We start from the raw sequence: 7,097 nt of genomic DNA on the forward strand, positions 1-7,097 counted from the left end.
ACATCTCCACTAAGATAGTCGCGTTGCCATAAAGCAAAATCTCTATATTGGAGAGCCATACTAGGGAGAACCGGACTTTCACCTACTAATAAAGATTTATAAATTGTACTAAGTTCTCCTAAAAAGACATCTCGGGACCAACCATCAAACGCTATATGATGAATAACGATAGAAAGATAGTACACAGAATCCAGCTTAAAGATACACAAAGACAAGGGTACTTCCTTGGAAAGATCAAATACCCTTCCCACTTCATGAGACAAGCAACCTTCTAAATCTTCAAAACTTTCAACATCTTTAATGGATAAGTCAACCAAAGTATCCATAACCTTTTGATAACCCATTCCTTCATGACTCGTCAAAATAACACTCCGAAGAATATCATGACGTTCGATAAGGATAGTAAATGAGTCTTGCAACACAGAAAGATCTGTACCAGCATCCAAACGAAACACCATAGGAACGTTATAGGCATTACTACCTCCTTCATAGTTCTCAATAAACCATAAACGCTCCTGTGCAAAAGATAGCAACTGATCCTCAGGATTATGAACCACTACAGGACGGATCAATTCACTACTTTCTGATTCTAAACCGCTCAGTACTCCCGCTAACCCAAAGATAGTCTTATGGCTAAACACCATCGCTACACTAGCCTTGATACCCAAAGAGTGATGAATCTTACTAATCAATTTAATAGCCATAATACTATTACCTCCTAAGCGAAAGAAATCATCATGGATACTAATACTTGCACTATCTAATCCTAATACATCGCCATAAATAGCTACAAGACTTTTTTCTAGATCATTCGAGGCTCCTACATATTCTCTATCTCCTACAAAATTAGGCTCCGGTAAGGCCCGACGATCTAACTTCCCATTAATCGTTAAAGGCAATTCTTCCAAATGAACATACGCAGAAGGAACCATATACTCTGGAAGAAGTCCCGATAAATACAATGATAAATCTTCAGCATTGATTGCTCTATCCGATACATAATATCCTACCAGATATTTTAAGCCGGAGTTATTCTCTTTAGCTAAAACAACACTCTGACGAATACCTTCATAACCAACAAGAGCACTCTCTATCTCTCCCAACTCTATCCTATAACCTCGAATCTTTACCTGGAAATCATTACGACCTATATATTCCAAATCTCCTCCAGGAAGAAAACGGCCTAAATCTCCCGTCTTATACATACGGCCATTATAACCTATGGACTTTTCTACTTCACTCTGGAAAGGATTTACTAAAAAACGCTCCTCAGTAAGTTCCGGTAGATTTAAATAACCTCGTGATAAACCACTACCTCCAATATACAATTCTCCCACTGCGCCTACAGGTACGGGACGTAAATAACGATCTAAAACATACACCGAAGTATTCGAAATAGGCCGTCCTATATTAAAAGGACTTCCATCTTCATGATAATAATGATTTGTTGCACAGACTGTAGATTCTGATGGACCATATTCATTAATTAAAATAATATCAGGATATTCGTTTCTATTTATTTCAGGGAAAGATTCGCCTCCCGCAAAAATTAATTGAAGACTCGTATCATGTAATATTTCTTTTAATAATACAGGAGGAATAAATGATACTTCAATATTATTTTCTGTGATATATTCATTAAGCTCGTTTACCGACTTTCTAAGTTCATCACTATATAACCACAAAGTATTACCATGACAAAGTACTGGAAATGCTTCACAAACAAAAGCATCAAATACATAATTAGAGTAGCATCCCACATTAGTATACTCTGTAAGCTTATGGGAGGATATCATAAAATCTACAAGGTTTATAACTCCACTATGCTCAATCATTACTCCTTTAGGCCTACCCGTCGTTCCACTCGTATAAATTACATAAGATAAATCTGCAGGACTTACATCAGTCGTGGGGTTAACTTTAGAGCAGCAAGCGAACATCTTTATCATCTCTGCATCATCCAGGTTCAATATATTCAAAGATTCCTCTTCTATTCCTATTAAACTTTTGCATTCATAGAGAAGATCTTTAGTTTTCTCTTTCCCTATTACAAGCCTTGCGTTAGTGTCTTCAAGAATATGAACTATACGCTCCATAGGATAACTAGGATCCATAGGGACATAGGCTCCTCCAGCCTTCAAAACTCCCAAAATTCCTATGAACATATCCTCAGATCTATTCAGACATAAAGGAATAAGTTCATCAGGCTTAATTTTATAAGTATCCAATAGATAGTGAGCCAACTGATTTGATTTATCGTTAAGTTCTTTATAAGTTAAGCTCCTATCCTCATATACCAACGCGATGTGATCAGGAGTCTTATCTACCTGTTTCTCAAATAGCTCATGAATCGTAACTGTTTTATCATATTCTATTTCCGTATCATTCCAATCCTGAACCATACGCTGATAACTGCTTTTATCTAGTAAATCATATGCAGATATCTCCTTATCTGCTCTATGATCTAATATATCATCTAATACTTGAACAAATAGCCTTTTATAGATGTCTATGAAATGAGATACTAAATCAGTATCTAGCTCAAAATGGTCATATTTAACTCTATAGTTTAGCTGATTATCTTTAGCTTCCTGTTCAAAAACAATTTTACCTGGTAGATCTATGTTTAGTTCGTTATTAATAACTATATCATAGGCTCCTTCATAATTAATAGAAATATCTTTAAGGTTCGTTTGAGCAAAAGAAAATTCTAAAATATCAGATTGTTGGGCATATTTTACAAGCTTCCCTACTGGAAAATAATAAGCTTTGGTTTTCTTTAATTCGGTAACATAATGGAGATTTTGATCAATAAGATCGGAAAGGGTAGTTTCTGAAGTAAAATGATACCCTTTGATTATGGTATTGACATGAGCTCCAAATATAAGTTCCTGTCCTTCTTTTATTCCTATTGGATAATTTATCCCTAAATGACTTACCCCTGACATCCTATGAAGTAAAAGAGCAAATATCATTTGACCATAGGTATAAGGGGTAAGTTTATGATTTTTTGTTAATTGTTTTACCTTAAAAAATATCTCCTCGGTAAATTTAAACCGGAACTCACTTACCGAATTTATAGATTCTGATTTTTTATCCGATGTTTCTGTTGTTTGTAAAAATTTAAATCCAATATTATCCAGGTCTTTTAAATGCTTTTGCCAAAAATTAGACATTTGCTCTTTACCATTATAAAGTATGCTATCAAATTGATCATTTAATTTATTATGTAAAAGTACTTGTTGTGAGAGATTAATGGGGTTTTCATATTCAGCATCATTATAATAATTACCTAACTCCTTATAAAGAGTATCGGCGCTCAGACCATCCACAACAAGATGAGGGAATATGTGAATAATCCGATACCTATCATCTTTTAATTTAATTACAAAAATCCTTATAAGCTGATCGTTTTCAAGATCAAAAGGTTCTAAAGCAAACTTTAAAATTTGGTCTGATGTAGGTTCTTGAGAAAAAAATGTTAGTACCCAAGTATCTTCTGACAATACCATTCTATTTTTCCAAAAGAGTCCATCAGAGGTACTTACAATATTACTATTCATTAATAAATTATTATTAATAAATCTCACCAGACTTAAATTTAGCCTCTTAATATCTATAAATCCAGATATAGACTGATCTATAATTATATTATAGTCACTTCGAGAAGGATTAAGCATCCACTCGTTATAAAAGGTTGTTTGATAAGGTGTTAATTTCACTAAAAATTGTTGTTTCATATTATTGTGTTATTAATATTCAAGTAAATAGTAGTAAGTATTTGAAATACTTACAGGTATTAGGCTTAATAGGAAACTTTTCCTAAAATAATTCCTAAAGATTTATTTGTGATTGTTTTAGAAGTTTAGTTCTTATTGTAAACTAAAATGTAATTAATGCGAACATATAAAATAATACACACAAAATATATACTACAAATTATCGCATTCATCAAAAGAAAAAATACTATATATAACTCAAAAGAAAATAAATATGTAGCCTTACAAATACCATTCTTTATATATTACTCAACTTAAAAAAAACATATAAATGAAAACAAATAATATAAAGCCATATAATTTAGGAGTTATTACCCAAGCACTACTTTATCTTTTTCATGAAAATGATAATTTTGAGATGATTTTTATTACTCAAAAAACACCCTTCAAGTCACTCAATTAGAGGAAGTAACATCAGTAGTTCGAAAAATGTATATTGCAATAACTAGTTTCCAGAATTTAAAAGGAAAAATATATTTATCTTATATTAATGATAACCGTACTAGAAAAGAAAAATTTAGAAATTACTTAAAAAAGAAAAAACAGAGGCAGAGAACTGCAATACTTTTTCAGAATATCCTGATCTTGAAAAAGATTATCATTTAACGGATAAACTCAGAAAGATTTACAATCAAAAACATTACTAAATCTGTTGCTATATCACTGGTTCCAAGAAGTAGAAGAGATAGGCTTTAAATCATTCAATACATTAACTAAAACACTTATGAATCATTACAGGGATATTCTGAATTATTTTGATAACAGAAGTACCAATGCTTCAGCAGAGTCTTTTAATGCGAAAATTAAAAACTTTAGATTACAACTTAGAGGTGTAAAAGACACAACCTTTTTCTTATTCAGATTATCCAAACTTTTTGCATAGCCCCTAACTTTTACGCCTGAGCCATTTTGTGTTACAATTGTGTTACAATCCATAAAACAAAAGCACCTACATTTCTGTAAGTACTTGATTATGATCGTGGTCCCACCTGGGCTCGAATATTTTTTATTTTTCCTTTTATTTATGGGACTTTCAAGCAATTGAATTTACAAAGGGGGAAGTATAGGGGAAACTTTTTCTTTAAATCATGTAAATAATAAATTTAAACTTTAATGAATACCTATATTAAAACTATGGAAAACTAAAAACGTTACATTTTTACTAATGTTGTATATTAAATAACATTAGATTAAAATGTATCACCTAATTCTCTCATCATTTGAATTGGAGTTGTAAACTCAACTCCAAAATGAGTACAAGGCTCTGGAATTTTTATTTTTCTTTTAATGTATGGATCACTATTCTCATAAGTAACAATTTTACAATTATTCTTCAATGCATAAGCTATTAACCATGGATCAGCTAAATCAGTTTGTAAAAACTCATTTTTCGCATTTTGGGTATATTGTGTATTTGCGTTAGCCCAAATAGCTATTTGAGAATATGCATCAACACAAGAACTCGTATCAACAAAAAATGTATCATGAATATCATTCATACACCAATTTGATAAATTATCTGGATTTGAAATTTCACATATCTCCTTCTTTACTTTATCAATACTTAGAATAAAATTGTTTTCAGATAAATTTATTAGTTTACTCCAAAATGATGGAAATACATCAAATGGATAATGCATTCGATGAGCCTGAATTAAAATATTACTATCTAATAAATATTTTTTCACTTATACAAATATTCGTTTACAAATCTATTATAAGTATCCCCTTTCAAACTAGTCAATTTATATGCATCTCTATATAAGAGTTTATTATGCTTCAAAGCATATTCTACAAACGAAGCAAATCTCAAACTCACTCTTTTTTTAGCAGTAGCATAAAAGTTTCCTCCATCTGAATCTTTTAATTTTTCTCTGTAATTTCTAAACTCCTGCATTTGTATATTATAGAAATTTAAAAAATCTTTTCTTGAAATTAGCTTTAAATCCAATGCCCTCCTAGCAATAACTATTTGACTAACTTTAAATCTATTACTTAAAAATCTTAAATCTTTATTCTTATGCCAAAATACTTTAAAAATAGTTTCTGGGACTAAAAACTCTGCTGCAATTTTATCACACAAAATCTCTAATGGATGATCAGCAGGTAGAAGATTTTGATTATCAAATCCAGCACTTTCTCCCAACCAAACATGAGCTAATTCATGTATCAAAGTAAACATCTGTGCTGATTTTGCGTCAGCGGAATTAATGAATAAAAACGGTGCTTTTCTATCTACCAAAACGAAACCTCTACATTCTTTTACAGCAAGAGGTCTATGAGTATTTAAACCAACAATCCCATTAAATGTTACGATAATTCCTAACTCTTCGATTTTATTTGTTAGAAATTCTAAACAATCTTCCCAATTCTTATGATACGATGCCCAATCATCAGCTAGTCCTAAAGTACTTTTTATATCATGAACAATTTCTCTATAATCATCACGTACATTAAATTTGCCAACAAAATCTAAATCAGGAAGCTCTAAATCATCTAAATATTCTGTTAGCCAATTTTGCCTTTCTTGGATTATTTGAACAGTATGAAAAACATTTAAACTTATAGTATTATCACCTCCTTCATTTAGTGTCCTAAAAAAAGGTAATGGAACTGTTTCTTCAGGAGGATTAGGTAAAAACATATAACCAAAAGGAACATGCACTTTATGAGTAAATTTTTCGAGTTGTTTAACAGTAGGATATTTCTCTCCTTCGATCCACATTCTGACCTCCGGATTTTTTATGAAAAATTCATCTAAGCTATTACCATTTCTCATAATAGCCCATTCAATTATCTCGCTGTTAATATTTTCTACTCTTGTACTCATTTTGACAAATATATACAATCTTTTAAATCAGTGAGTATTTATTTTCTATAATTATATTTGTTTTTACCATAATTTACAATATTAAGTTGTATAATTTCAATGGTTTATTAATCATGTTATCATCAGACATCTGAAATGGCTGAGAGATGACACAGCTAAAGTTGTCATATTGTTTAATCAAAAATACAATTTGAAATGGCTACAAATAATAAACCAAACAAATTTGTAAAAGTTCATCAACCTACGAAAGATGGAAGAAAATACTTTTACAGAAGCAAACCCAAAAGTTGCCCTAAAAAGTAATGATTGGTAAAGAGGCTGTCTCAAAAGGGCAGTCTTTTTTTGCTCTTTGTTTAAAAAGGGCTCAGGCGCAAAAGTTGGGGGGAACTTTTAATACTATTATCTTTGCTTTATGATAAATGATCAGGAACTTCTTAAATTATTACTTCCAGAATTTTTGGTAGAACACTTTGATATACTAAAAGCCG

At 31.2% G+C, this 7,097-nt stretch carries 4 protein-coding genes; 1 reads left to right on the forward strand and 3 read right to left on the reverse strand.

Annotated elements, in window-relative coordinates; genetic code table 11:
* Nucleotides 1-3,740 (reverse strand): non-ribosomal peptide synthetase (locus CHRY9293_RS17930; RefSeq protein ID WP_162034230.1); only part of this gene is annotated, 3,740 nt, incomplete at its 3' end.
* Between the two features lie 688 nt (nt 3,741-4,428).
* Between CHRY9293_RS17930 and CHRY9293_RS17935 the strand changes: the two genes are divergently transcribed.
* Nucleotides 4,429-4,662, forward strand: coding sequence for a transposase (locus CHRY9293_RS17935; RefSeq protein ID WP_449386634.1), 234 nt, complete (start codon nt 4,429-4,431; stop codon nt 4,660-4,662).
* Between the two features lie 307 nt (nt 4,663-4,969).
* Here CHRY9293_RS17935 and CHRY9293_RS17940 read toward each other — a convergent pair whose 3' ends face one another.
* Both CHRY9293_RS17940 and CHRY9293_RS17945 read right to left on the reverse strand, forming a co-directional pair.
* Nucleotides 4,970-5,467: a DUF4411 family protein gene (locus tag CHRY9293_RS17940; RefSeq protein WP_162034232.1), complete on the reverse strand. Its 498-nt coding sequence runs from the start codon at nt 5,465-5,467 to the stop codon at nt 4,970-4,972.
* A complete protein-coding gene (locus CHRY9293_RS17945; RefSeq protein ID WP_162034233.1) occupies nt 5,464-6,609 on the reverse strand; it encodes an ImmA/IrrE family metallo-endopeptidase in 1,146 nt (381 codons plus the stop codon). The genes CHRY9293_RS17940 and CHRY9293_RS17945 overlap by 4 nt, the downstream gene beginning before the upstream one ends.
* Nucleotides 6,610-7,097: the final 488 nt, after the last annotated feature.

Origin of the sequence: Chryseobacterium potabilaquae (genome assembly GCF_902728265.1) — a bacterium.
In the GTDB taxonomy this organism is placed as follows: Bacteria; Bacteroidota; Bacteroidia; order Flavobacteriales; family Weeksellaceae; genus Chryseobacterium; species Chryseobacterium potabilaquae.